This window comes from Arthrobacter sp. R4 (genome assembly GCF_051365025.1).
Classification (GTDB): domain Bacteria; phylum Actinomycetota; class Actinomycetes; order Actinomycetales; family Micrococcaceae; genus Arthrobacter.
Map to the genome: position 1 here is coordinate 336,390 of NZ_JBLWIJ010000010.1, position 23,270 is coordinate 359,659.

Sequence of the window (23,270 nt, forward strand, 5' to 3'; positions counted from 1 at the left end):
CCAGGCCCCGCAACGGAAACCGTGTGGCAGCTAAACGCGACCGGCAGGTAACTCTACCGGTTCTGGCGCTGTGGATACCTATTGGGGCGCACGCTCTTACCGGTGATGGCTGCCACCACAACATCCTGGGCCAGCAGGCCGGTCACTGTGCCGCGGTGGTCCACCACCGCATACTCCTGGCCTTCCAACTGGCCGAGGTACTGGATGAGCTCCTGGCCTTTTGACCACTCAGGCACGTAGGCGCCTGCACCAAGGGCATAGGACACCGCCGTTACTGGAGTGGAACTTGTGGCGTGCGGCGGAACTGCGGCCACTGCCGGGGCGTCCACCACGGCCTGCGGGCGTCCATCCGGTCCGCAGACCACAACGGCAGGGACACCGGTCGGTGACAGCCGAAGGACGTCCGACACCGTGGAGGTGTTGGGAATTCCGACGGCGGGCCTGGCCAGTGCGGCAGCGTTGACGAGGTGCAGCCGCCCCCGCATGGTTCCCTGCTGGATAGACGCCGATGCCCCCATCCAGAGGAATCCACCCACCAGGACGGTGATCATGAGCAGGCTGAGTTCGGGCGTTTCTCCGGCCAGGACGGGGCGGGCCAGGAACCAGAAGCCCAGGGCGACGACGATGACGCGGCCTGCCCAGCCTGCCGCGACCGTGCCTTTGGCTTGGCTGCCCGTGGCTTTCCAGACGGCGGATTCGACGATCCTGCCGCCGTCGAGGGGCAACCCGGGAAGGACGTTGAAAATACCGATCAACAGGTTGGCCCACATAAAGATGTTGGTCAGGAGTTCCGCGACGCTGGGAAGGCTGGAGCCGGACAGGACCAGCCACGCGCCACCGGCCAGCGCGAAGTTCGCGGCTGGTCCTGCAAGCGCCACAAGCACGGACCGGCCCGGAGTGGCTGTGAAGTTCTCAAACTGGGTGTGCCCGCCCCAAAGGTTCAGGACGATCTTTTGCGTCGGCCAGCCATAGATTTTCGCGGTCAGTGCGTGGGCGAGTTCGTGCACCAGCACGGAAATCAGGAGCAGGATGGCATAGGCAAAGGCCACCGTGTAGGCAGCCACGCCGAGAGCCGGATTGTTCTCCCGGAGGACCGGTCCGTAAACGATCACGGTGAAGGCGGCGATGACGAACCATGAGTAGGCCAGGATGACCGGGATGCCGGCGATCCTGCCGAGGGGGATTCCTTCGCGGCGTGCCGGCGTGGTTTTCTCACCCATCTGCGGGGCTCCCCTGCGCCGCTTCCAGCAGACGCCCGGTGCCGCCTGTTCCGTTGCGGTCCGCGGCAATGGCGACCAGTTCGGCCACCGTCCGGCCCTTCAGGGACTCCCAGGTGGTGTGCCGGGGGCTGTCTGGGATAGGCACGATGTGCGGAATGGCTACCGTGGATACGCCGGAAGCCACTGCAGCTGCCACGCCGGGCGCGGAATCTTCCAGGGCGATGCAGTGATCGATGGTCAGGGCCGGATCAGAGCCCTGAAGCAGTTCAACCGCGGTCAAGTACGCCTCCGGGTGCGGCTTGCCCTGGGTAACGGTGTCCCCCGTCACCACAAATTCAAAGTAGGGCCTGGGGAGGTTCGCAACGATTTCCCGGGCCAGTGGACCCTCGGACATGGTGACCAGGGCGCACCGGACACCCTCCTGGTGGAGCTCGTCCAGGAGTTCACGGGCGCCGGGCCGCCACGGCACACGGCGCTGCACGCCACGGATGACTTCTGCCGTGAGTGTGTCGATGATTTCACGGGCTTCCAGGTCCACACCGGCGTTCTGGAGGATGTCAGCCGAGTAGGTCAGCGACTGGCCGACGAGCTGAATGGCCTGTTCGTGCGACCAGGTGCCGCCATGGGCTTCCACCAGCGCATGTTCGGCCGCAATCCAGTAGGGCTCCGTGTCCACAATGGTGCCATCCATGTCCCAGAGGACTGCTTTGAGGGGGGAAATTGTGGCTGGGGATCGCATGTGTTCAGTCTACGGTGCCCTGCTGGACGCGGGCTGTGGGCTACGCCCTCGGCGAATACATGGCATCCCGCAGGCAGGCGTGGCGCGGCGCCGATCATTTTTCGGCGCTTCATTCTATGCGTGACGCGGGTTCTTGGACGTAGGGTGATGGGATGAATAGCTTCGACGGAGACACCACCGAACCGGGTGCCGAGGCCGGGCCGGAGCGGTTCCTGCAGCCAGTGGCTGAGGGTGAACGCATCACCGTAATGCTGGCCGCCTTTGAGGGCTGGAACGACGCGGGGGAAGCGGCAAGCGATTCCCTGCGGTACCTGAACAAGCTCTGGGGCGGCAAGAAAGTTGCGTCCATCGACGCCGACGAATATTACGACTTCCAGTTCACCCGGCCGACGGTACGGCGCAACGCGGCCGGCGAACGGAAGATCAAGTGGCCATCCACCAGGATCTACAAGGCCAGCGCGCCCGATTCCAACGTGGACGTCATCTTTGTCCAGGGCACCGAGCCGTCCTATAAGTGGCGTGCCTATACGGCCGAGCTGCTGGTCCACGCGGAAGCCCTGAACGTGGACTACGTTGTGCTGGTCGGAGCCCTGTTGGCTGATGTGCCCCACAGCCGCCCCATCCCGGTCAGCACGTCCTCGGACGATGCGCCGCTGCGGGAACGGCTGAACCTGGAGGCCTCCCAGTACGAGGGACCCGTGGGCATAGTGGGAGTTTTGGCCGAAGTGGCGCTGCTGGCCGGGATCCCCACAGTCTCCCTGTGGGCTGCCGTGCCGCACTACGTGGCCCAGGCGCCGTCGCCCAAAGCGCAGCTGGCCCTCCTGCACCGCATTGAAGAATTGCTCCAGGTGCCGCTGGACACCCATGAACTGGCCGAGGAAGCTGATGCCTGGGAACGCGGCGTGGATGAACTCGCCACCGAAGATCCGGAGATCGCGGCCTACGTGCGCCAGCTTGAGGAAGCGAAGGACACTGCTGACCTGCCTGAGGCCAGCGGGGAGTCCATCGCCCGGGAGTTTGAGCGGTACCTGAAGCGCCGGGGCAAGGACAAGCAATAACACTGCCACAGCAGAGGAGTCCTCGAATGACGAAGTACCTGATCTCGTTCCCCAGTGAAGCGATGGTGGTCCCGGAGGAGGAGTTCGAGGCGGTGGTCGAAGCCTCGCACGCCGTCATCGACGAGGCCAAGGCGGCGGGCGTCTACGTTTTCGGCGGCGGGATTGATGAGGGCGTAGCTCCGGTGCTCGTCGCCGGTGACGGCACCGTCACCGAGGAAATATACCCGGGCCACCTGGTGCCCAATGGCGGCTACACAGTTCTTGAGTTGCCGTCTCGGGAGGCGGCACTCGAGTGGGCCGCCAAGATCGCCGTTGCCTGCCGCTGTCCGCAAGAAGTCCGGCAGTTCGCGTACGACCCCGCCAGCTGACGGGAACAAACCTCGACTGGCTTCCCGCCCCCGCGGTCAGTCAGATTCTTCAGGACGGCGGGTTAAAGGACGACGCCGAGCAGCGCCTCGACGGCATCACTGACCAGGGCACGGTCCCGCTGGCTGCCCGCTGCCGCGGCGGAAGCGGCTCCGGCGGCCCAACGGTCGACCGCCTCAACCGCCGCCGGTGCGTCCAGATCCGTTGCGAGGGCGGCCCGCATTTCCGCGATCAGCCCGAGCGCAGAACCTTCCGGAGCAGCCTCGAGTGCGCTCCGCCACGCAGAGAGCCGTCCTTTCGCCTCGGCGAAGCCGGCGTCGGTCCAGGACCAGTCAGACCGGTAGTGGTGCGCCAGGATCGCCAGCCTGATGGCCGCCGGCTCCTCCCCCGTGGCCCGGAGCCGCGACACCAGGACCAGGTTGCCTTTGGACTTGCTCATTTTCTCGCCGTCCAGCCCCACCATGCCGGCATGTGCATAGTGGTGGGCCAGCGGCACGCCCGCCAAAGAGTAGGCGTGGCCCGCCCCCATCTCGTGGTGCGGGAAAATGAGGTCGGAGCCTCCACCCTGCACCGTAAACGGGGCGGGGAGGTACTCCTGGGCAATGACAGTGCACTCGATGTGCCAGCCAGGGCGTCCGTCTCCGAGCTCTCCCCCGGGCCAGCTGGGCTCACCTTTTCTGGCGACTCGCCACAGGAGAGGGTCCAGCGCCTGCCGCTTGCCGGCACGTCCGGGGTCGCCGCCGCGTTCGGCGAACAGTTCCAGCATCTCCGTTTCCACAAGGCCGGAGATATCACCGAGGGTCCAGGCGTCGGCGGCGCTGGACTGCTTTCCGGCCGCCTCGACGTCGTAATAGACATCGCCGTCCGGCTCGCCCGCTCCGCCGGGTACGCGGTAAGCGAGGCCTTTGCTGAGGAGCCGCTCAATGGCGGGAACGATCAGCGGGACGGATTCCACAGCGCCGACGTAGTGGTCCGGCGCGAGGACATTCAGGGCCACCATGTCTGTCTGGAAAAGTTCGATCTGGCTGGCGGCAAGGTCCTGCCAGTCGACGCCCGTGGCAGTGGCACGCTCCAGCAGCGGGTCATCGACGTCGGTGACGTTTTGTACGTAGGCCACGCGCTGGCCGGCATCACGCCAGGCCCTGTTCAACAGGTCAAACGCAACGTAACTGGCCGCGTGGCCCATATGCGTGGCGTCGTAAGGCGTGATCCCGCAGACATACAACGACTGGTCGCCGTCGCCCTGGAGTTCAACTTCCCGGCCTTGGACAGTGTCAAAAAGCCTGATGGCAGGCATTTGGCCGGGCAGGTCAGGAACGGGGCGGGATATCCAGGATTTCACAGGCCAAGCCTACTGTCAGGCGCTGATCACATTGAAACCGAGCAGCAGATACAGGGCAAGGCCCAGGAAGATCCGGTACCAGACAAAGAGCCGGTAGCTGCGCGTCGAGACGAACTTCAGGAACCAGCCAATAATGACGTAGCCCACCACGAAGGCGATGACGGTGGCCATGGCAGTCTCCGGCAGGCCGTAGGGGCCAGTGATGCCCTCCTTCGATACCGTCTTGTAGAGCTGGAACAGTCCGCTGCCGAAGACTGCGGGAATGGCCAGGAGGAACGAATAGCGGGCGGCGGCTTCACGGGTGTACCCCATGAGGAGGCCCGCAGTGATAGTGCCACCGGAGCGGGAAACGCCCGGGATCAAGGCCATTGCCTGGGCGAAACCGAAAAGGATGCCGTGCTTATAGGTTAATCGGGTCAGCTCCCGTTCCTGTTTGCCCACGGCATCCGCCACGGCGAGTACCAGGCCGAACACGATCAAGGTCGTTGCAACAATCCAGAGGCTGCGCAGGACAGATTCGATCTGGTCCTGGAACAGGAGCCCCAGGACGATGATGGGTAGGCTGCCGAGAATCACGAGCCAGCCCATCCGCGCGTCAGGGTCCTGTCGCGAGACCTTTCCGGTCAGCGAGCCCAGCCACGCCTTGACGATGCGGACGATGTCGTGCCAGAAAAAAACGAGGACGGCTGTTTCGGTGCCGAGCTGCGTGATAGCAGTGAATGCGGCACCGGGATCGGCAGCGTTGGGCAGGAATTGCCCGACGATCCGTAGGTGCGCGCTTGATGAAATCGGTAGAAATTCGGTCAGTCCCTGCACTAGGCCCAGCAGGGCCGCCTCAAACCAGTTCACGCTAAGACCCTACGTCATGGACCCGGCTGATTCCCCGTAAGCTTGCAGCTATGCAGCAGCGTTACGTCGGCAACAGTGGATTGCGAGTCTCCGCCCTATCTCTCGGGACCATGTCATGGGCTGGCGAAACCGATGAGCAGGACGCCACCGAATTGCTGCGGACGTTTGTGGACGCGGGCGGCCGGCACATCGATACGGCGGCCTCTTATTCCGACGGCAGGTCGGAGGCACTGATCGGCTCGCTGCTGGGCGACGTCGTCTCCCGCACCGAGGTCTCGATCTCCACCAAAGCCGGGATCTCGACGCCGGACGGCCGGCGGACCGTGGACACGTCGCGTAACGCGATGCTGTCCGGGCTCGATGCCAGCCTCGCACGACTGGGCACCGATTACGTCGATATTTGGTTTGCCCAGGCCTGGGATCCCAACGTCCCCCTCGATGAGACATTGTCCGCCTTGGAGTTCGCCTTACGGAGCGGCCGTGCCCGTTACGCCGGCATCTCAAACTTCAACGGCTGGCAGAGCGCCAAGGCCGCCGCCATCGCGGGATTCCCGCTGGTTGCCGCCCAGGCAGAATATTCGCTGCTCCGGCGGAGGCCTGAAGAGGAATTGATTCCTGCGGTGGAGGATGCCGGGCTGGGGCTGCTGGCGTGGGGGCCGCTGGGGCGTGGGGTGCTGACGGGCAAGTACAGAGGTAGCATCCCTGGCGATTCGCGGGCCGCCAACCCTGGCCTTGCCTCCTATGTGGAACCGTATCTCGGCCAGGAGGCCTCCCGTGTGGTGGAGGCTGTTTCAATGGCTGCGAAGGGTCTGGGGCGCACGCCGCTCGACGTGTCACTCAGTTGGCTGCTCTCCCAGCACGGAGTGGCCTCGGCCATCGTGGGCCCCCGGACGCCTGTCCAGCTCAAGGAAATCCTTGACGCGCAGCTTTCCCCGCTACCGCCGGAAATTTCGCGGGCCCTGGAGGACGTGTCCGAACCGGCCCAACGCTGACTGGCGGCCGGGTGACCGGGTCTTAGTCTTCGAGGATCTCCAGGTCTTCTTCGTCGTCGACATCCCGTTCTTCGTCTTCGTCCTCTTCGTCGTCAAAAACCTGCAGCGGCGTCACTTCGCTGTAGGCCTCGTAAAGGGCGTCCTCATAAACTTCGAACGCATCCGCGACGGCAAAAAAAGCCGCCTCTACGGCGGGGTCCCCATCACCGCGGCGGTTGGACGCTGCTATAAGGTGTTCTTCCAAGGAGGAAGTTAAGGACTGAAGCGCGACACGCGGATCGATGCTCATGACTTCACGTTAGCCGGAAAAGGACGAAAATGGAGAGCAATGAAGGAACATTTTCTCACCAGCTCGGTCCAGCGGGAACGGGACTATCTGAGGCAGTACGAGTACCTCGTACTGACAGTCAGTCCTGACGATTCCCTGCCTGACGCCCGGCGCCGTCTTGTGGAACATTCCGAATACGGCAAGTGGGAGTTGGAGCGCAGCAAGCTGTACGTGGGCGGAGGCAGGCGCTTTTGGCTCCGCCGCCGGGTGATGCAGGTCCAGCGCACTGTCTAGGGGTTCGTTGCCGATGCCGTTCAGGCTTCGAGCGGGCCGAGCCAGGCGTTCGCAACCGTGTTGTGTGCCGATTCGTCATCCGACGGGTGGAATATGCCGGCCAGCACGTCGCGGTAGAGCCGCTCCAGTTCCGAGCCCCGGAAATAGCTTGAGCCGCCGCTTACCCTGATGGCAAGGTCCACTACACGGCGTGCAGTTTCGGTTGCGTTGACTTTCAGCCCCACGAGCTTGGGGAACCACTGGGGTCCATGGTCGACGAGGGCATCCACGTCCCGGGCCACCAAAGCCAACTGCGGATAGAGGCAGTCCATGGCCATGGCCGCCTCTGCCACTTTCCAGCGGATGTCAGGATCCTGGGCATAGCTTCGGCCGCCGTTCTTCAGCGAAGTCCGCCGCTTAACCGCTGCAACCCCCAAATCCAGGGCCCGTTCTCCGATTCCTGTGTAGACGGCGGCCAGCAACGTTTCGAAACACGCGAAGATGGCGAAAATCAGCGGATCGGCGTTGGGACCGACGGGCAGTTTGCGGAAGATCCGGTCCGGTGGGATTTCGGCGCCGTCCAGCACTGTGGTGTTGGACTGGCTCGCACGCATCCCCAGCGTGTCCCAGTCGTCCAGGATCCGGTAGCCGAGGGCGTCCCGGCGGAGGAAACCGTGGACCAACTCCCCTTCGCCGTTCCGGGCCTCGGTATCTTTGCCGAAGATCCCCAGCTGTGTCCAGGCCGGTGAGAGGCTTGTGAAGATCTTTGTTCCCGTGAAGCTGTAACCGCCATCCGGCAACGGCGCCGCCACCGTGCGCGAATCAAACAGCACGGAGTCGTTGCCCGCCTCCGAGTTCCCGAACGCGAAGATCTCGCCTCCGGCCGCTTCCCGCAGGACATAGTCCAGGGACTGATCGCCCCTGGCCGCGAGCACCTGTGCGACGCCGGTCCAGACCAAATGCATGTTCACGGCCAGAGCGGTGGCTGGCGCCGCCGTTGCCAGCCGCCGTTGGCACTGTGCCGCCGATTCCAGCCCAAGCCCCAGGCCGCCGTCGGACACGGGGACAAAGAGCCTAAGGTAGCCGGCGGCGGCGAGTTCCTCAAGGTCTTCGTGGAAAAAGGCATTATCGCGGTCGTAGGCTGCGGCGCGCCCCCTGAACCGCTCCAGCAGGGCGTCCGGCAATACGTCCTCGGGTGTCATGCTGGGCCTGGCTCAGTAGTTCGTAAGGAGTGTGTTGAGCACGCGTGCACCGAACTTCAGCGAATCCGCCGGGACGCGCTCGTCGACGCCGTGGAACATGCCGGTGAAGTCGAGGTCGTCCGGAAGCTGCAGCGGCGCGAAGCCGTAGCCCGTGATGCCCAGGCGGCTCAGGGACTTGTTGTCCGTGCCTCCAGAGAGGGTGTAAGGCAGGACTTTGGCTCCCGGGTCTTCGGCATGCAGCGCGTCAATCATGGAATCCACCAGGTTGCCCGCGAAGGGAACCTCCAGGGAGACATCGTTGTGCACGTAGCTGACGTCCACCCCGGTTCCGGCGAGCTCACGGACTATTTCGAGCACGTGGTCCTGCTGGCCCGGCAGTGTGCGGCAGTCAACAAGGGCCTCGGCCGATTCCGGAATCACGTTGTGTTTGTAGCCGCCGTTCAGCAAGGTCGGGTTGGTGGTGTTTTGCAGTGTTGCCCCCACGAACCGGGCCACCGTGCCGAGTTGGTTCAGGAGGACGTCCGGGTTGTCCGGATCGAATTCCACTCCTGTGAGTTCTGTCACGCCGTCCAGGAACTGACGCGTGGTAGGGGTCAGCTCAATGGGCCATTTGTATTCCCCGATCCGGGTCACAGCGGCTGCCAGCCGTGTGATCGCGTTGTCAGTATTGATCTGGGAACCGTGGCCGGCGCGTCCGTGGGCAACGAGGCGGAGCCAGGAGATCCCCTTTTCCGCTGTCTGAAGGAGGTAGGTGCGCTGCCCCCCAATGGTTGCCGAGAACCCGCCTACCTCGGAGATGGCCTCCGTCGCACCTTCGAAAAGTTCCGGGCGCTTGTCCACCGCGTACCGGGCCCCGTATTCGCCCCCAGCCTCCTCGTCAGCGAAGAAGGCGAAGATGATGTCCCGCTTCGGTTTCCGTCCTGTCCTGGCGAACCCGCGCAGTACGGAGAGGATCATGGCGTCCATGTCCTTCATGTCCACTGCGCCGCGCCCCCAGATGAGGCCGTCCTTGAGCTCCGCGCCGAACGGATCTACCGACCACTGCTCCCTGATAGCGGGGACCACGTCAAGGTGGCCGTGGACCACGAGGGCACTTGCGCCCGGGTCCTCCCCAGTCATCCTGGAGACGACGCTTGCCCTGCCAGGGGCCGACTCGAAGATTTCGGCGGACAACCCGACTTCCTCGATCAGGCCGGCTGTGTACTCGGCTGCGGCGCGTTCCCCGGGTCCGGACCCGTCGCCGTAATTGGAGGTGTCAATCCGGATGAGTTCCTGGCAGATCCGGACGACTTCATCTTCGGGACGGATTTGGGTCATTGGGCACTCCTCATGAAGGTGGCGGCTGCTGGGAACCTGGGCGGATTTCCGTGCCTTCAGCCTACCCATCGGGCCCGATTTCATGTTCCAGGAAAGTTCATGTAGAGTCTTTCTCGCTGCTTCGGAGAAATGCGAAACGCTGAAAGGCGGAAACATTGTCCGAATTACCACCTGCGCGGGTGGCGGAATGGCAGACGCGCTAGCTTGAGGTGCTAGTCCTCGAAAGGGGGTGGGGGTTCAAGTCCCCCTCCGCGCACAGAAGGGAAAGCCCCTGGAATCCAAGGATTCCAGGGGCTTTTTCTATGGCGGCAAACTTCGATCCGGCTGCGGCCGCCGTCGGTCTTGTGCTGATTGCAGGTTCCATGCTTTAGTAGCCCGCAGCAATGCCGTTGGTCACATTCGGATCGAATATCGCCCGCCACACGTGTAGTGGAGCGTTAGCCCGTTGGGGAATACCAGCGCCATGCTGTACGTTGCATACGCGACAGACTGAACCAAAGAAAAGAGAAACACCTAAGTGGCAACCGATTACGATGAACTCCGCTCCGACGTCAAGGAGTCGCAGGACAACTCGCTCGAGGCGCTCCAGTCCGCGAACGCACCGGACGCCCGCAGCGTTGTGCTGGAACTCGATGAGGCAGATGGACTGGATGGCGCAGGCGTTCCGGGCGGCGAATTCGTTGCCGAGGAACTGATCGTCCAGGTGATCCCCCAGGCCGATGACGAGTTCACCTGCTACTCCTGCTTCCTTGTCCGGCACCGCTCGCAGATCGCGCGGCAGAAAGACGGACACAGCTACTGCACGGACTGCGAAGGCTGATAGCAGTACAAGGACACCCCCGGCGCCCGCTACCGCAGGCGCACCCGGAGACGATGAGGCGCGCCCACGGCAACCGTGGACGTGCCTTTCGTTTTAACCGAGCCGGCTGCGGACCATCTGGCTGACGGCTTTTCCGTCGAAGCGGCCAGCGACCTTCGCGGTGACCGGCTTCATCACCTCGCCCATCTGGCGCATGCCGGGCACCTGGCCCTGGGCGCTGATCTCGGCAATGACGCCATCAACGATGGCTTCCACTTCAGCTTCGGTCAGCTGCTTTGGCAAGTAAGCCTCGATGACCTCCGCCTCGGCGATTTCAGCGGCAGCACGGTCAGGTTCTCCTGCCTCCGTATAGATCCGCGCGGTGTCGCGGCGTTTGGCCGCTTCCTTCTGCAGCAGGGACGTCACCTGGGCGTCGTCCAGCACCACAGGCGTCTTCCCTGACTTTTCGCGGGTTTCGATCTCGCCCAGTACGTTGCGCACGGTCGTGAGCGCTATCTTGTTGCGCTCCTTCATGTGCATCACCACATCAGCGTGCAGTCGTTCCTTCAAAGTGGACACGGTATTCCTCGATTCATAGCGCGCCCCAGGCCGGGGCGCCGGCAGGTCCACCTGCCCTCTAGTACCGTAGAGGGCTATGGCGCACTCTGACTACCTCCCCGCGGGCAGGCGATGAACACCCTGCCCGGCCAACTGTGGCAGCGCCTCGTTGAAGCTTTCGGCCGGACCGCCCTCCCTGATGTTTCCCTCAGTGAATTGGCGGTGGTCCTTCTTGTGGCCACTGCCTTGTCGATTCCCCGGGCCACTTGGCGATACTTTGGCCTGTTGGCCACCGCTACCCATGAGCTGGGCCATGCTTTTGCCGCTCTTATGAGCGGACAAAGACTGGGCGGGATCAGGCTCAGCCTGGATCACTCGGGGACAACCACCAGCTACAGCAGGGGCCGGTTGGCTGCCGTGTGGTCCGGCTTCTGGGGATACCCGGTTCCGGCACTGACCGGGGCGGCGCTGGTCTGGTCCGGCTTCAACGGCTGGGGGCCGGCCGCGCTGACGGCAGGCTCACTGACCCTGCTCCTGTCGCTTCTTTTCGTTCGCAACGTGGCGGGGTTCCTCATCACTGTGTGCGCAGCAGCGGCGGGCGCCGCGCTGGTTTTTTTCGTTCCGCACGCCTTCACCGGCCATGTGGCGATCGCGCTCGGGCTGGCTCTGTTAGTGGCTGCAGTCCGCGACGTGATCAAGCTCATGCACGTGCATTTTCGGCGCAGGGACCGCTTGGCCAGCTCCGACGCCTATCTGCTTTATCGCTCCACGTCTGTGCCCTCGTTTATCTGGATTGCTTTGTTCGCGGCCGTCGTGGGGGCTTCGTGGGTGGTGGCCTGGCAGCCTATCTCGGCGATTCTCGTTGCAGGAGCATAGGGTGGTCGGATGAAACAGGAAAAGGGAGCAGCGCCGACGTCCGGCCCTACGGGTGGCGACGATCACAGCACGTTGGGCGCCTATGTTACCGGCGGTGCGGAGTTCACCCGCGATACCAATTACATCGAGGACCGGATCACCCGTGAAGGCACTCCCGGACCCAACGGGGAACGCGGCTGGCCCGTGGAGTCGGGACGGTACCGCCTGATCGCTGCAAGAGCCTGCCCGTGGGCCAACCGGACTGTCATCGTACGAAGGCTTCTGGGCCTCGAAGATGCCATTTCCCTTGGGCAGCCTGGACCCACCCATGACGCCCGTTCCTGGACTTTCGACCTGGACCCAGGCGGCGTTGATCCGGTCTTGGGCATCGAGCGTATCCAAACCGCGTATTTCCGGCGGTTTCCCAACTATCCGAGGGGCATCACTGTCCCTGTGATCGTGGATGTCGCCAGCGGTGAAGTTGTGACGAACAATTTCCCCCAGATCACCCTCGACTTCTCCACCGAATGGACGCAGTTCCACCGTGCGGGCGCGCCGCGACTGTACCCGGTAGAGCTGCGGGCAGAAATTGACGCAGTCAACAAACGCGTCTTTACAGAGGTCAACAACGGGGTCTACCGCTGCGGCTTTGCCGGGTCGCAGGAAGCCTACGACGCCGCCTTCGCCCGGCTTTGGACGGCTTTGGACTGGCTGGAGGAGCGGCTCTCCGGCCAGCGATACCTGGTCGGAGACACCATTACAGAGGCGGACGTCCGGCTCTTCACCACCCTGGCCCGGTTCGATGCCGTCTACCACGGCCACTTCAAGTGCAACCGCCAGAAGCTTTCCGAAATGCCGGCGTTGTGGGGCTATGCCCGTGATCTTTTCCAGACGCCCGGCTTTGGCGACACGATCGACTTCGTCCAGATCAAGCAGCACTATTACCTCGTGCACGAGGACATCAATCCCACGGGCATCGTGCCGCAGGGGCCGGAGTTGTCGGGCTGGTTGGATGCCCACGACCGGGAATCCCTGGGCGGACGCCCGTTCGGAATCGGTACTCCCCCGGGTCCGGTGCGGCCAGATGAAAAGGTGACGCCAGGGCATGGGGCCGGGTCAGCATCGGAAAGCGCTTTCTAAGCCGCTAAGCTAAGGCCATGCAGATTTCCCATGGCTTTGCCGCACCCGGTTTCGAGGGCGTTTTTGACCTGTTCGAATCTCTCCTTGCCCAGGATGAGCGCTACAGCGCGCAGCTGGCTGCCTACCAGCACGGTGCCAAGGTAGTTGAGCTCAGCGGCGGCCCTCTCATCTCGTCAGATTCCATCACGGGCGCCTACTCCTGTTCGAAGGGCGTGGCCGCGATGGTGATTGCCTTGCTGGTCCAGGACGGTCTGCTGGATCTGGACCGCACCATGGCACACTACTGGCCGGAATTCGGGCAGCACGGAAAGGACCGCCTCCTTGTCCGTCAGGCTTTGTCCCACCAAGCCGGGGTGTTGGGCGTCGAGGGCGGCTTCGCCCTCGGTGATTTCACTACGCCGGAAGCCGCCGCGCGGCTAGCGGCAACTGTGCCGGCGTGGCGCCCAGGCAGCTGCTTCGGATACCACGCGATCACCATCGGGATCATGATGGAGGAACTGTGCCGGCGAGTGGCCGGCAGCACGCTCCAGTCGCTGTACAACAGCCGCATCCGCGAGCCGTTCGGCGTCGACTTCTTCCTGGGGCTGCCGGTTGAGCTGGACAGCCGCTACCGGGATGTCCTCTACGACGCCGACCCGCAGCAGCCGTGGCTGGACCCACTGAGCCTTGAAGGAATCAATGGCAACGCTGCCGTGAGCACCATCATGGAGCTGCCCAACCAGCGGACGGTACGGGAGGCCGGCATGAGCGCGGCCGGCGGGGTCGGCTCGGCCGAAGGGCTTGCACGCCTGTACGCAGCGGCTTCCACCGGCGTCGAAGGCGGCCCGCCATTGCTCTCGCCTGGCACAGTGGCAGCGATGTCCCAGGAACAGGTGTGGGGCCTGGACCGTTCCTCGGGGCTCGACAACGCCTTTGCCGTGGTGTTCATGAAGCCCCATCCGTCACGGAATTTTGGCAGCCACCGCGCCTTTGGCCATGAAGGCGCCAACGCGGCCCTGGGCTTCGCGGACCCTTCCTACGGACTTGGTTTTGGCTACATTCCGCAGCGCGCAGAGGACGGCCGTACTCCCGGTAAGGCGCACCGCCTGGCCGCTGAGGTCAGGCGTGCGGCCGCTGCCTTGTCCTAGCGGGACCCTGCCCCTAAGGTGGGGCGGATGGGTGATACTCAACCGCCGCGGGCGGCCAGGCTGCCTAACGGGACCAGGCTCTTGCGCCGGGCGGTCAAAGGCATAGGTGTAGCGTTCGAAGTGCAGCGCCTTCAGCTGGCCGCAAAGGCTGCGCTGGCAGCCGGCCTGGCCTTTTTTGTTGCCCCGTACATGCCGGGAGCGGCGGCGGAGTATCCGTATTATGCCCCTCTGGGCGCCTTGGTCTCGATGTACCACAACGTTGCCGGTTCAGTACGCCAGGGCCTCCAGACTCTGGTGGGCCTGGCCATGGGAATTGGCCTTGCGTTCCTCCTGGTCAATGTCACGGATCCTTCTCCGGTAAGCGTTGCCATTTTCATGGGCATCGGCGTGCTGCTCGCGGGCCTGCCGCGGCTGGGATCGGGAAGGGACTGGATTCCGACGGCGGCACTGCTGGTCCTGTTGGTGGGCGGAAGCAACCCGGATGATTTTTCCTTCGGCTACCTCATCCAGATGGGTGTGGGCGTTGCTGTCGGCATCGCCGTGAACCTCCTGGTGTTTCCGCCCTTGCACTTCAATGCTGCGGCCGCCAGCCTGGACGAGCTCCGACTGGCACTTGGCACACAGCTGACCGACATGGGGGCAGCGCTCAAGGAGAAGTGGCCCCCGGAGCATGAGGACTGGTCCCGCCGTTCGGACGAGCTGGCAACGGCCGCCCGGTCCGTCAGGCACCTGGTCCAGGAAGCAGACGCCAGCCGGCGCGCGAACCCGCGCCGGCGGCTCCACCCCCGGGACGTGGACCTGGACTACCGCAACCTGCGCGAGCTGGAAAGGGTGACGTTCCACATCCAGGACATGACGGAGGTTCTCTCCGACGTCATCTGGCAGGAAGACGTACCGTATACGGTCCCCTTCAGGGACAGCGTGCCGCTGGCAGAAGCCATGACCGCCACCGGAGAGCTGTTGCGCTCATTCCATAGTGAAGACACCGCATCACAGCACCGGCTGTTCAGCTCTGCGGAAGCGGCTGTGGCAGCCTGCATGGCCGCCACAGCCAGCCCGGACCCGGCAGAGCCTGACCCGGACGAAAGGACCGTGACCGCTTCCGAATCGATCCTCCTGAGCCTGCACCGGATCCTGCGCGCCGTGAGGCCAGCACCCTAGAGTGCAGCCACGGTTCCGGCGAAATATTTGCGGCCGGACCTCGGGTTCCAGGCAACAAAAGCGGACTTTTGCCACGCCCCTGCTGGAAGCTGCTCGCTGCCGATGTCCAGGGCAACGCGTGCCGGCAGGAACACCGGCGCTTCGAAGTCAACGTCCCAGCTAAATGAATCCCCCTTGACCGCGCCAACGTCCGCCAGCGCCCTCGACGCCAAGTACATGCCATGGGCTATGGACCGGCGCATCCCGAGGGCTTTGGCTGACAACACGCTGAGGTGTATCGGGTTGAAGTCGCCTGAGACTGCTGCGTAAGCCCTGCCGGTATCAACGCCCAGGTGCCACAAGGCCGTTGGATCGGGGGCTTTGAAGTCAGCCCTGCTTTCAGCAGGCGAAGGTTTGTCGATCCCCGGCAGGAATACGCCTTTGGCGAGATACGTCGAGACTCCCCGCCACCGGAGGTCGGCCGTCCCGGCACTGCGCACCTCCACCACTACGTCCAGTTGCGTCCCTGAACGGTGGCCCCGCAGGTTCTCCACGTGAGCTGTGATGTCCAGCCGTTCCGAGAACAGGACTGGGGAGCGTTGTTCGACATGGTTGCTGAGATGGACCATGCCCAGCAGTGGCAATGGGAAGTCATCCCTGTTCATCACGCTGATGGCAAGCGGGAAGGCGAGGGCATGGATGAAGCCGGCCGGCAGGACATCGCTGGCCGTCTCGCCGATGAGGTGCTGATATGCAGTGAGGTTGCCGACGTCGGCAGTGACTCCCCTGACTTCGTGGCTGGCCTCTGGAAGCTCAGACGCATCGTGGGATCCCAGTATTCGGCGGTGTGCGGCCTGCGCGGCCGCATTGACATACAGCTTGGAGAGGGACGGCATCTCACCCAGGATGACCGGCTGGACTGTGGTCATGCCCCGACCATGTACTGTCCGCAGACCCGCAGGACGCCGCCGTTGATTCCTCCCGCGGCATCGCTGGCCAGGAAGGCGATGGCTTCGGCAACGTCGGTGGGCTGGCCGCCTTGCCGGAGCGAGTTGAGCCGGCGGCCCGCCTCCCTCAGGGCCAGCGGAACTTTGGCGGTCATGTCGGTTTCAATGAACCCGGGTGCCACGGCGTTGATCGTTCCCCCGCGCTCGGAAAGAAGCGGAGCGGAGGCTCGCACCATGCCCATCACTCCGCCTTTGGAAGCAGCGTAGTTTGTTTGGCCGCGGTTTCCGGCGATGCCGCTGGTGGAGGCCAGTGACACGATGCGGGGTGAATCACGAAAGTGTTCAGAAGCGAGGAGGGCCTCGTTGATTCGGAGCTGGGCGGCAATATTGACGTTGATGACGGCGGACCAGCGCCCGTGATCCATGTTGGCCAGGAGTTTGTCCCTGGTGATTCCGGCGTTGTGGATGAGGATGTCCAGGCGTCCGTGCCGCTGCACGGCATGTTCGATGATCCGCTGGCCCGCGTCCTCACGGCTGATGTCCAGCTGGAGGGCCGTGCCGTGGACTTCGTTGGCCACCGCGGCGAGATGGTCTCCTGCCGCCGGAATGTCCACGAGGACCACGGTCGCCCCGTCGCGGTGAAGGGTCCGGGCTATCGATGCGCCGATTCCGCGGGCGGCGCCGGTAACAACGGCAACCTTGCCCGCCAACGGTTTTTCGAAATCTGCCGGCAGGCTGCCTTCCGTCGAGGTGACAGTAAGGAACTGACCGTCCACGTATGCCGAGCGTCCAGAGAGGAGGAACCGCACGGCTGCCAAGGTGCTGGGGCTGGTAGTGGTGACGCCGTCACCGAGCAGGATGCCGTTGCCGGTCGCACCGGCACGGAGTTCCATGGCCAGCGACCGCAACAAGCCGTCCACGCCCTGCCTGGCCGCTGCCTGTGCGGGGGTCGCGCTGTTGGCTGCAGGCCGGGAGAGGGTGATGACGCGGCCACTGGGAGCGAGATCGCGGAGCGAGGCTGCCGCTGCCAGGACTGGGTGTTCAAGATCGTCGGGCCGGTCCAGCTCATCGAGGACCAGCACTATGGCGCCAAGTTTTTCGCGCGGTACGGCATGTCTGCGGACATCCAGGTCCCACGAGAGCAGGCTGGCCGCCAGAGCGTCAGCTCCCGAGGAGTTGCCTTGCACCAGGACCGGGCCGGTGATCAGTGGCTGCCCCGGCTCGTACCGCCGCAGGATCGCCGGCTGTGGGAGGCCCAGCTTCTTTGCGACGTTCCTGCCGAGTCCGTGGCTCACGAACTGCGTGTATTTGTCTGTCATCCGGTCCCCCTACAGTGCTTCGAGAATTGCGACAACGCCCTGGCCACCTGCGGCGCAGATGGAAATGAGTCCACGCGCCGGCCGCCCGTCAATGCTGCCCTTGGCATTCAGCATCTTCGCCAGCGAGGCAACGATGCGGCCACCAGTGGCGGCAAAGGGATGCCCTGCGGCGAGCGACGAGCCGTTGACGTTCAGTTTGGTGCGGTCGACAGTTCCGAACGCACCCTCAAGGCCCAGCCTTGTGCGCCCGAACTCTTCGTCCTCCCATGCTGCCAGGGTGCTGAGGACTGTGCCGGCGAAAGCTTCATGGATTTCAAAGAAGTCGAAGTCCGCCAGGGTGAGGCCGTTGCGGGCCAGGAGTCGCGGAACAGCAAACGCGGGGGCCATCAGCAGGCCGTCCTTGCCATGGACAAAGTCGACGGCGGCCGCCTCCCCGTCCACGACCGCTGCCAGTTTGGGAAGGTCATGGGCATCAGCCCACGCCTCAGCTGCGAGGAGGACTGTGGAGGCTCCGTCAGTCAGAGGGGTCGAATTACCCGCGGTCATGGTGGCTTCCGCCCCAAGGTTCCTGCCGAAAACCGGTTTCAGCGTGGCCAGCTTTTCCAGCGTGGTGTCAGCCCGCAGATTGGAGTCCCGCGCCAGGCCGCGGTAGGGGGTCAGGAGGTCGTCAAAAAAGCCGGCGTCATAAGCAGCCGCGAGATTGCGGTGGCTGGCGAACGCAAGCTGGTCCTGCGCCTCCCGCGTGATGTTCCACTGGGCGGTGGTCAGCGCTTGGTGTTCACCCATGGAGAGGCCGGTACGGGGCTCGCCCGTGTTGGGCGCATCGGGGGCGAGGTCCTTAGGCCTCAACCGGCTGAGCACCTGCAGCCGCTGCGGGAGGGTTTTGGCGCGGTTGAGGTCTAGCAGTACCTGCCGCAGCCCCTCGCTCACAGCGATGGGCGCATCGGATGCCGAATCCACGCCGCCGGCAATCGCGGAGTCGATTTGGCCGAGCTTGATCTTGTTGGCAAGGCCGAGGACAGTCTCCAGCCCTGTTGCGCATGCCTGCTGGACATCGTACGCGGGTGTCTCAGCAGACAGCGCTGAGCCCAGGACGGCCTCGCGCGTGAGGTTGAAATCCCGGGAATGTTTGAGGACGGCGCCGGCGGCGACCTCGCCGATCCGCTCCTCCTGAAGTCCGAACCTGGCAATGAGGCCATCCAGGGCGGCGGTCAGCATGTCCTGGTTCGAGGACTTGGTGTAGGCGCCCCCTGACCGTGCAAAGGGGATCCGGTTTCCGCCTACCACCACAGCCCTGCGGGGCGTTGGAACGGTTGCGGGGACAACCGGGCTGCTGGATTCCTGGGGTCCTGCGACGGACTGTCCTTCGACGGACATAGGTGTCTCCTCTGTTGTGGTCTGTTACCGATACCCAGCGTACCTGATACGCTGGGTATCGTGAACAACCCTCAGGCGAAGGCAGCACCGTCCCCGGTCATGGTCAGCGAAGACGGCCGCTCGTCCCGCTGGCAGAGCCACCGCGAAGAACGACGCCGGGAGCTGATCAAGTCAGCGCGCCGGGCAGTGCATGCCCTCGGCAGTGATGCTTCCATGGAGGAGATCGCCCACGCCGCCGGCACGTCGAAGTCTGTTTTCTACCGTTACTTCGGGGACAAGGCAGGGCTCCAGAAGGCAGTGGGCGAGGTTGTCCTCAGCCAGATGCAACGCCGTATCGGCGAAGCCGCCCAAAACGCCCAGACTCCCCGTGAGGGGCTGCTGGCCATGGTCTCTGCCTACCTGCAGATGGCCGAAACCAGCCCCAATGTGTACACGTTCGTGACACGGCAATCCGGTGGCGAGCCGGACAGTCTCCACGGTTCAGCAGCTATTTCCGGCGCCCTCGGTCATTTTTTCGACTCCATCGGGGAGATGATCGCCACGCCTATGCGCGCACATCTTGGCGAGGGCAAGGAAGCAGTGATCGGCTACTGGCCAACGGCTGCTATCGGCCTGGTCCGCAACGCCGGGGAGCAGTGGCTGAGCACCCCCGATTCTCCGGCAAAGCCCGGCCAGGAAGCCATGGCACGCCAGATCACGGCCTGGCTGTGCGTGGGGATAGCCCCTGAGCTGGACCCCGCCAAATCGCTATGAAATCCGCATTCAGCCCGGGATTCCCCTAACTGGCCGAGCTGAGAGCACCACCGTCAGAACACCACCTGTCAGAACCAACGAAGGACATTGACATGACTGAAGTAGTGGACCGCCCCACAGGCAAGGGGCCGCGGCCCGCCAAGCAGACCAGGGCGTCTGCGTTGCCCTCGAGCGGCCAGCACGGAAAGGCCCAGCCCGCCGTCGACGTCGCCGCCCTGGGTGAACAGCTCCTGGGTAGATGGGCCAGCATCCGCCGGCAGGCGCGCCAACTTGCCAAAAGCCCTGAGCTGCACAAGCAGGAGGGCCTGACGCACACCGACCACCGGAGCCGCACCTTCGGGCAGCTGAAGTTCCTCGTGGACAACGAAGCAGTGCACCGGGCCTTCCCGGCTGCCCTTGGTGGTTCGGATGATCATGGGGGCAATATCGCCGGATTTGAGGAGTTGGTCACGGCCGACCCGTCGCTCCAGATCAAGGCAGGCGTCCAGTGGGGGCTCTTCGGGTCGGCGGTGATGCACCTGGGCACCGAGGAGCACCACGCAAAGTGGCTGCCAGGCATCATGAACCTGGACATTCCCGGCTGCTTCGCCATGACGGAAACGGGCCACGGTTCGGATGTGGCGAGCATCGCCACGACCGCCACGTACGACGCCCAAACCCAGGAATTTGTGGTCCACACACCCTTCCGGGCGGCGTGGAAGGACTACATCGGCAATGCCGCCATCGATGGCCTCGGTGCTGTTGTCTTTGCCCAGCTGGTGACCAAGGGCGTCAATCATGGCGTCCATGCCTTCTACGTTGACCTGCGCGATCCGGCAACGAAGGAATTCCTGCCGGGAATCGGCGGCGAGGATGACGGCGTCAAGGGCGGCCTGAATGGAATAGACAACGGGCGCCTGCACTTCACCAATGTCCGCATTCCCCGCGCGAACCTGCTGAACCGCTACGGGAACGTGGACGAGGACGGAACCTACACATCAATGATCGCCAGCCCCGGCCGGCGGTTCTTCACCATGCTGGGCACCCTGGTCCAGGGCCGGGTTTCCCTGGACGGCGCCGCCGTCGCCGCCTCGAAGATTGCGCTTAAGGCGGCCATCCAGTACGCCACGGAACGCCGCCAGTTCAACGCCTCCTCCCACACCGACGAGGAAGTCCTCCTCGACTACCAGCGGCATCAGCGCCGCCTATTCACGAGGCTGGCAACCACGTACGCCGCCGGCTTTGCCCACGAGCAGCTTCTGCAGAAGTTCGATGACGTGTTTTCCGGCGCCCACGACACCGATGAGGACCGCCAGGACCTGGAAACCCTGGCAGCCGCCCTCAAGCCGCTCAGCACCTGGCACGCCCTGGATACGCTGCAGGAATGCCGTGAAGCCTGCGGCGGCGCCGGCTTCCTGATCGAAAACCGCTTTGCTTCCCTCCGCGCGGACCTCGATGTGTACGCGACCTTCGAAGGGGACAACACGGTGCTGCTCCAGCTCGTGGCCAAACGGTTGCTTGCCGATTATGCCAAGGAGTTCCGGAACGTCGATTTTGGCGTGTTGGCGCGCTACGTCGTAGGCCAGGCGACAGGTGCGGCCATTCACCGCACCGGCCTGCGGCAGGTTGCCCAATTTGTGGCCGACACCGGTTCTGTGCAGAAGGCGGCGCTGGCACTCCGTGACGAGGAAGGACAGCGCGCGCTCCTCACCGACAGGGTCCAGACCATGGTGGCGGACGTCGGATCCGCGCTCAAGGGCGCCGGGCGGCTGCCCCAGGACAAGGGTGCCGCCTTGTTCAACCAACACCAGAACGAACTCATCGATGCTGCCCAGGCACACGCGGAGCTGCTGCAATGGGAAGCTTTCACCGAAGCACTCCGTGACGTCGCAGATCCAGGCACCAAGACTGTGCTGACGTGGCTGCGGGACCTTTTCGGTCTGTCGCTGATCGAGAAGAACCTGTCCTGGTACCTCATGAACGGCAGGCTTTCCATGCAACGCGGTCGCACTGTGGGTGAGTACATCAACCGGCTGCTGACCAAGATCCGCCCGCATGCACTGGACCTGGTGGACGCCTTCGGCTACGGCCCGGAGCACGTCCGCGCCGCGATCGCCACAGGCGCCGAAAAGGCGCGGCAGGACGAGGCCCGGGAGTACATTCGGGCACAACGCGCAAGCGGCCAGTCCCCCGTTGAGGAAAAGGTCCTGTTGGCGCGCACCGCGGCCGACACGCGCACGCCGCGGAGTTGAGTCCCTTCCGTACGTCGTCCTCCGGCCACGGCTAAGCAGTGAAATAACGACGGCGCCACTCCCCTTGCGTGGGGAGCGGCGCCGTCGTTATTTATCACCCGCCTCAGGCGAGGACTGAGCGGTACACCTCGAGGGTGGTTTCGGTGATGGATTCCCAGGAGAAGTGCTTCTCGGCGCGCAGGCGGCCTGCCTGTCCCATGGCACGTGCGCGTTCAGGGTCGGATACGACTTCGGTCAGGGCAGCCGCGAACTCGGTGACGAACTTTTCCGGATCCAGGGGCGTCCCCGTGCCGTCAGTGACCTGTTCCAGTTCCACGAGCAGGCCCGTTTCGCCGTGCTGGACAACCTCCGGAATGCCGCCCGTGGCACTGGCAACCACGGCAGCGCCGCACGCCATGGCTTCGAGGTTCACAATGCCCAGCGGCTCATAGATTGACGGGCAGGCGAACGCGGTGGCGTGGCTGAGGACCTGGATAAGTTCGTTGCGGGGAAGCATACGCTCAATGAGTACTACGCCGGTGCGCTGACTCTGGAGTTCTTCAATGAGGCGGGCCGTCTCGGCCGCGAGCTCCGGTGTATCCGCGGCTCCCAGGCACAGGACCAGCTGCACGTCGGCCGGCAGTTTGGCGGCGGCGCGCAGCAGGTACGGAACGCCCTTCTGGCGTGTGTTGCGTCCGACAAAAACGACGCTGGGTTTCGTCGGATCGATCCCCAGCGCCCGGACTGCATCTTCGCCTTCATCGCGGTGCCACATCTCGACGTCGATGCCGTTGTGGACCACCCGGACCTTGGCCGGGTCCACGTCGGGGTAGCTGCGCAGGATGTCCTGGCGCATGCCTTCAGAGACGGCAATGATGGCCGCTGCTGCCTCATAGGCGGTCTTTTCCACCCAGGACGACAGGGCGTAGCCGCCGCCGAGCTGTTCGGCTTTCCACGGACGGAGAGGTTCAAGGCTGTGGGCGCTGAGAACGTGCGGGATGCCATGGAGCAGGGACGCCAGGTGCCCGGCCATGTTGGCATACCACGTGTGCGAATGGACAAGGTCGGCGCCCTCGATGTCCGGCACGATCCGAAGATCGACCCCTAGCGTCTGGACGGCCGCATTGGCTGAGCCCAGGTCTTCAGGCACGGAATACGACGTCACCCCAGCACCGTGGTAATCGGCGTCGCGGGGCGCCCCAAAGGCACGAACCTGCAGGTCAACGTGCTTACTAAGCACCCTGCTCAATTCGGCCACGTGGACCCCGGCGCCTCCATAGATCTCCGGCGGGAACTCTTTAGTCACAATGTCTATTCGCACGATACCCAAGGTAGTCCTTCCGGCTTAACTGTTCTAGTGTGAAGGGGTCCGGGCATGCCGGACTGTTTGGGGAGTTACGAAGGCGTACAGGAGCGACC

23 protein-coding genes and 1 tRNA gene are annotated in these 23,270 nt (G+C 64.2%); 12 read left to right on the forward strand and 12 right to left on the reverse strand.

The annotated features are described in order from the left end of the window. Positions 1–53: 53 nt before the first annotated feature. Together ACLKOZ_RS07400 and ACLKOZ_RS07405 are read right to left on the reverse strand one after the other, a co-directional pair. A complete protein-coding gene (locus tag ACLKOZ_RS07400; RefSeq protein ID WP_436473960.1) occupies positions 54–1,220 on the reverse strand; it encodes a site-2 protease family protein in 1,167 nt (388 codons plus the stop codon). Next, positions 1,213–1,959 carry an HAD family hydrolase gene (locus ACLKOZ_RS07405; protein WP_436473962.1) on the reverse strand — a complete coding sequence of 249 codons (747 nt, stop codon included), beginning with the start codon at positions 1,957–1,959 and terminating at the stop codon, positions 1,213–1,215. The genes ACLKOZ_RS07400 and ACLKOZ_RS07405 overlap by 8 nt, the downstream gene beginning before the upstream one ends. 152 nt (positions 1,960–2,111) lie before the next feature. Here ACLKOZ_RS07405 and ACLKOZ_RS07410 point away from each other — a divergent pair, with 152 nt between their 5' ends. Both ACLKOZ_RS07410 and ACLKOZ_RS07415 read left to right on the forward strand, forming a co-directional pair. After that, a complete protein-coding gene (locus ACLKOZ_RS07410; protein ID WP_337348275.1) occupies positions 2,112–3,017 on the forward strand; it encodes a PAC2 family protein in 906 nt (301 codons plus the stop codon). Positions 3,018–3,043: 26 nt separating this feature from the next. After that, on the forward strand, positions 3,044–3,385 hold the full coding sequence (locus ACLKOZ_RS07415) for a YciI family protein (protein WP_436473964.1): 342 nt from the start codon (positions 3,044–3,046) through the stop codon (positions 3,383–3,385). A gap of 62 nt (positions 3,386–3,447) precedes the next feature. On the opposite strand, the gene mshC is transcribed toward ACLKOZ_RS07415, so the two are convergent. Together mshC and ACLKOZ_RS07425 are read right to left on the reverse strand one after the other, a co-directional pair. Continuing rightward, on the reverse strand, positions 3,448–4,725 hold the full coding sequence (gene mshC, locus ACLKOZ_RS07420; RefSeq protein WP_436473966.1) for a cysteine--1-D-myo-inosityl 2-amino-2-deoxy-alpha-D-glucopyranoside ligase: 1,278 nt from the start codon (positions 4,723–4,725) through the stop codon (positions 3,448–3,450). A 15-nt stretch (positions 4,726–4,740) separates the two neighbouring features. Further along, positions 4,741–5,574, reverse strand: a complete 834-nt coding sequence (locus tag ACLKOZ_RS07425; protein WP_337348277.1) for an undecaprenyl-diphosphate phosphatase — start codon at positions 5,572–5,574, stop codon at positions 4,741–4,743. A gap of 50 nt (positions 5,575–5,624) precedes the next feature. Between ACLKOZ_RS07425 and ACLKOZ_RS07430 the strand changes: the two genes are divergently transcribed. Beyond that, positions 5,625–6,566: an aldo/keto reductase gene (locus ACLKOZ_RS07430; RefSeq protein ID WP_436473968.1), complete on the forward strand. Its 942-nt coding sequence runs from the start codon at positions 5,625–5,627 to the stop codon at positions 6,564–6,566. A gap of 22 nt (positions 6,567–6,588) precedes the next feature. On the opposite strand, the gene ACLKOZ_RS07435 is transcribed toward ACLKOZ_RS07430, so the two are convergent. Further along, positions 6,589–6,855 (reverse strand): hypothetical protein, encoded by a 267-nt coding sequence (locus tag ACLKOZ_RS07435; protein ID WP_337348279.1) that lies wholly within the window; start codon positions 6,853–6,855, stop codon positions 6,589–6,591. A 39-nt stretch (positions 6,856–6,894) separates the two neighbouring features. Here ACLKOZ_RS07435 and ACLKOZ_RS07440 point away from each other — a divergent pair, with 39 nt between their 5' ends. Next, entirely contained in the window at positions 6,895–7,128 is a 234-nt protein-coding gene (locus tag ACLKOZ_RS07440) for a DUF5703 family protein (RefSeq protein WP_337348280.1), read from the forward strand. 20 nt (positions 7,129–7,148) lie between these two features. Here ACLKOZ_RS07440 and ACLKOZ_RS07445 read toward each other — a convergent pair whose 3' ends face one another. Together ACLKOZ_RS07445 and ACLKOZ_RS07450 are read right to left on the reverse strand one after the other, a co-directional pair. Then, entirely contained in the window at positions 7,149–8,309 is a 1,161-nt protein-coding gene (locus ACLKOZ_RS07445) for an acyl-CoA dehydrogenase family protein (RefSeq protein WP_436473971.1), read from the reverse strand. 12 nt (positions 8,310–8,321) lie between these two features. Continuing rightward, positions 8,322–9,626 (reverse strand): M20/M25/M40 family metallo-hydrolase, encoded by a 1,305-nt coding sequence (locus ACLKOZ_RS07450; RefSeq protein ID WP_436473973.1) that lies wholly within the window; start codon positions 9,624–9,626, stop codon positions 8,322–8,324. A gap of 173 nt (positions 9,627–9,799) precedes the next feature. Between ACLKOZ_RS07450 and ACLKOZ_RS07455 the strand changes: the two genes are divergently transcribed. Together ACLKOZ_RS07455 and ACLKOZ_RS07460 are read left to right on the forward strand one after the other, a co-directional pair. Beyond that, positions 9,800–9,882 (forward strand) — tRNA-Leu (locus ACLKOZ_RS07455). A gap of 261 nt (positions 9,883–10,143) precedes the next feature. Next, a complete protein-coding gene (locus ACLKOZ_RS07460) occupies positions 10,144–10,446 on the forward strand; it encodes a DUF4193 domain-containing protein (protein ID WP_131132986.1) in 303 nt (100 codons plus the stop codon). Positions 10,447–10,539: 93 nt separating this feature from the next. Here ACLKOZ_RS07460 and ACLKOZ_RS07465 read toward each other — a convergent pair whose 3' ends face one another. After that, positions 10,540–11,004: a GatB/YqeY domain-containing protein gene (locus ACLKOZ_RS07465; protein WP_436473975.1), complete on the reverse strand. Its 465-nt coding sequence runs from the start codon at positions 11,002–11,004 to the stop codon at positions 10,540–10,542. 111 nt (positions 11,005–11,115) lie between these two features. On the opposite strand from ACLKOZ_RS07465, the gene ACLKOZ_RS07470 reads away from it, so the two are divergent. Genes ACLKOZ_RS07470 through ACLKOZ_RS07485 form a run of 4 tightly spaced genes read left to right on the forward strand, consistent with a single transcriptional unit; the run spans position 11,116 to position 15,266 of the window. Further along, on the forward strand, positions 11,116–11,859 hold the full coding sequence (locus ACLKOZ_RS07470) for a M50 family metallopeptidase (RefSeq protein WP_436473977.1): 744 nt from the start codon (positions 11,116–11,118) through the stop codon (positions 11,857–11,859). Between the two features lie 9 nt (positions 11,860–11,868). After that, positions 11,869–12,978, forward strand: a complete 1,110-nt coding sequence (locus tag ACLKOZ_RS07475) for a glutathione S-transferase family protein (RefSeq protein WP_436473979.1) — start codon at positions 11,869–11,871, stop codon at positions 12,976–12,978. Between the two features lie 17 nt (positions 12,979–12,995). Then, a complete protein-coding gene (locus tag ACLKOZ_RS07480) occupies positions 12,996–14,105 on the forward strand; it encodes a serine hydrolase domain-containing protein (RefSeq protein ID WP_436473981.1) in 1,110 nt (369 codons plus the stop codon). 27 nt (positions 14,106–14,132) lie between these two features. Further along, positions 14,133–15,266, forward strand: a complete 1,134-nt coding sequence (locus ACLKOZ_RS07485; protein WP_436473983.1) for an FUSC family protein — start codon at positions 14,133–14,135, stop codon at positions 15,264–15,266. On the opposite strand, the gene ACLKOZ_RS07490 is transcribed toward ACLKOZ_RS07485, so the two are convergent. Genes ACLKOZ_RS07490 through ACLKOZ_RS07500 form a run of 3 tightly spaced genes read right to left on the reverse strand, consistent with a single transcriptional unit; the run spans position 15,263 to position 18,888 of the window. Continuing rightward, positions 15,263–16,174, reverse strand: coding sequence for a MaoC family dehydratase (locus tag ACLKOZ_RS07490; protein WP_436473985.1), 912 nt, complete (start codon positions 16,172–16,174; stop codon positions 15,263–15,265). The two genes, ACLKOZ_RS07485 and ACLKOZ_RS07490, sit on opposite strands and share 4 nt — an antisense overlap. Continuing rightward, complete coding sequence (locus tag ACLKOZ_RS07495; RefSeq protein ID WP_436473987.1) at positions 16,171–17,511, reverse strand: 3-oxoacyl-ACP reductase; 1,341 nt, start codon at positions 17,509–17,511, stop codon at positions 16,171–16,173. Before ACLKOZ_RS07495 ends, ACLKOZ_RS07490 begins: the two co-directional genes overlap by 4 nt. Before the next feature lie 9 nt (positions 17,512–17,520). After that, the gene (locus ACLKOZ_RS07500) at positions 17,521–18,888 is read right to left on the reverse strand and encodes an acetyl-CoA C-acetyltransferase (RefSeq protein WP_436473989.1); all 1,368 of its coding nucleotides are present in this window, start codon (positions 18,886–18,888) and stop codon (positions 17,521–17,523) included. Positions 18,889–18,987: 99 nt separating this feature from the next. Between ACLKOZ_RS07500 and ACLKOZ_RS07505 the strand changes: the two genes are divergently transcribed. Then, entirely contained in the window at positions 18,988–19,641 is a 654-nt protein-coding gene (locus tag ACLKOZ_RS07505; protein WP_436474265.1) for a TetR family transcriptional regulator, read from the forward strand. A gap of 92 nt (positions 19,642–19,733) precedes the next feature. Further along, on the forward strand, positions 19,734–21,872 hold the full coding sequence (locus ACLKOZ_RS07510; RefSeq protein ID WP_436473991.1) for an acyl-CoA dehydrogenase family protein: 2,139 nt from the start codon (positions 19,734–19,736) through the stop codon (positions 21,870–21,872). Positions 21,873–21,975: 103 nt separating this feature from the next. On the opposite strand, the gene glgA is transcribed toward ACLKOZ_RS07510, so the two are convergent. Further along, a complete protein-coding gene (gene glgA, locus ACLKOZ_RS07515) occupies positions 21,976–23,172 on the reverse strand; it encodes a glycogen synthase (protein ID WP_337348293.1) in 1,197 nt (398 codons plus the stop codon). Positions 23,173–23,270 lie beyond the last annotated feature (98 nt).

What these genes read in the sequence shown, in the direction of transcription:
- ACLKOZ_RS07400 (WP_436473960.1), bottom strand. Translation starts at nt 1,220, where the DNA reads ATGGGTGAGAAAACCACGCCGGCACGCCGCGAAGGAATCCCCCTCGGC.
- ACLKOZ_RS07405 (WP_436473962.1), bottom strand. Translation starts at nt 1,959, where the DNA reads ATGCGATCCCCAGCCACAATTTCCCCCCTCAAAGCAGTCCTCTGGGAC.
- ACLKOZ_RS07410 (WP_337348275.1), top strand. Translation starts at nt 2,112, where the DNA reads ATGAATAGCTTCGACGGAGACACCACCGAACCGGGTGCCGAGGCCGGG.
- ACLKOZ_RS07415 (WP_436473964.1), top strand. Translation starts at nt 3,044, where the DNA reads ATGACGAAGTACCTGATCTCGTTCCCCAGTGAAGCGATGGTGGTCCCG.
- ACLKOZ_RS07430 (WP_436473968.1), top strand. Translation starts at nt 5,625, where the DNA reads ATGCAGCAGCGTTACGTCGGCAACAGTGGATTGCGAGTCTCCGCCCTA.
- ACLKOZ_RS07435 (WP_337348279.1), bottom strand. Translation starts at nt 6,855, where the DNA reads ATGAGCATCGATCCGCGTGTCGCGCTTCAGTCCTTAACTTCCTCCTTG.
- ACLKOZ_RS07440 (WP_337348280.1), top strand. Translation starts at nt 6,895, where the DNA reads ATGAAGGAACATTTTCTCACCAGCTCGGTCCAGCGGGAACGGGACTAT.
- ACLKOZ_RS07445 (WP_436473971.1), bottom strand. Translation starts at nt 8,309, where the DNA reads ATGACACCCGAGGACGTATTGCCGGACGCCCTGCTGGAGCGGTTCAGG.
- ACLKOZ_RS07450 (WP_436473973.1), bottom strand. Translation starts at nt 9,626, where the DNA reads ATGACCCAAATCCGTCCCGAAGATGAAGTCGTCCGGATCTGCCAGGAA.
- ACLKOZ_RS07470 (WP_436473977.1), top strand. Translation starts at nt 11,116, where the DNA reads ATGAACACCCTGCCCGGCCAACTGTGGCAGCGCCTCGTTGAAGCTTTC.
- ACLKOZ_RS07475 (WP_436473979.1), top strand. Translation starts at nt 11,869, where the DNA reads ATGAAACAGGAAAAGGGAGCAGCGCCGACGTCCGGCCCTACGGGTGGC.
- ACLKOZ_RS07480 (WP_436473981.1), top strand. Translation starts at nt 12,996, where the DNA reads ATGCAGATTTCCCATGGCTTTGCCGCACCCGGTTTCGAGGGCGTTTTT.
- ACLKOZ_RS07485 (WP_436473983.1), top strand. Translation starts at nt 14,133, where the DNA reads ATGGGTGATACTCAACCGCCGCGGGCGGCCAGGCTGCCTAACGGGACC.
- ACLKOZ_RS07490 (WP_436473985.1), bottom strand. Translation starts at nt 16,174, where the DNA reads ATGACCACAGTCCAGCCGGTCATCCTGGGTGAGATGCCGTCCCTCTCC.
- ACLKOZ_RS07495 (WP_436473987.1), bottom strand. Translation starts at nt 17,511, where the DNA reads ATGACAGACAAATACACGCAGTTCGTGAGCCACGGACTCGGCAGGAAC.
- ACLKOZ_RS07500 (WP_436473989.1), bottom strand. Translation starts at nt 18,888, where the DNA reads ATGTCCGTCGAAGGACAGTCCGTCGCAGGACCCCAGGAATCCAGCAGC.
- ACLKOZ_RS07505 (WP_436474265.1), top strand. Translation starts at nt 18,988, where the DNA reads ATGGTCAGCGAAGACGGCCGCTCGTCCCGCTGGCAGAGCCACCGCGAA.
- ACLKOZ_RS07510 (WP_436473991.1), top strand. Translation starts at nt 19,734, where the DNA reads ATGACTGAAGTAGTGGACCGCCCCACAGGCAAGGGGCCGCGGCCCGCC.